This is a genomic window from Bacteroides sp. 2_2_4 (assembly GCF_000157055.1).
Classification (GTDB): domain Bacteria; phylum Bacteroidota; class Bacteroidia; order Bacteroidales; family Bacteroidaceae; genus Bacteroides; species Bacteroides ovatus.
This window is the reverse complement of sequence record NZ_EQ973416.1, coordinates 1-541: the sequence shown is the minus strand read 5'-3', so window position 1 is coordinate 541 and position 541 is coordinate 1. Positions and strand designations below refer to the sequence as shown.

General features: G+C 42.3%; 1 pseudogene. It reads right to left on the bottom strand.

Annotated features, from left to right (window positions below):
- Positions 1-357 precede the first annotated feature (357 nt).
- Positions 358-541 (bottom strand): annotated as a pseudogene (locus tag BSCG_RS00045) (DNA-binding protein); the annotation flags it as partial.

Genomic DNA, 541 nt, shown 5'->3' with positions numbered 1-541 from the left:
TAAAACAGCAAACTTATCATTTATCCTTTCCCGTCACTTTATAGATAATTGCGTTTCTGTCTGTGTCATTCTGTTTATTTACGGATAGAACCATACGGGAATAAAACGTAAAAACCCCGAAAACAGTCGGAACGGAAGTAAAAACGTACTTGAAACCCTTCGAGATGTTTTCAAAAATTCATCAGACGTTTTTTTTATTTCGTCAGACGTTTTTCGAAAAACTCCTGATGTTTTTTATGAGGCTTTCAGAAGCATATTCCGTTCACCAAATACCCGCAAATGAAAAGCCCGGTGAAATGATTTCTCATTCATCGGGCTTTTTCTTTGACTGGTTTGTGATGTGCGAAACGATGATAATTAAGCTGCCGGGTCCGGAGCTTCTCCGCCGCCTTCGTCAGGTTTCGGGTCTGGTTTCTCGTCTCCGCCTTCTTCATTCGCTGCGCTTGCTCCTGCTTTTGAGAAAGAATACATTGCAACGGCTTCTTTGATTTCCGTAGAAGGAACGTAGATGACACGTGCTTTCTTGACGCTGTTTGCGCCG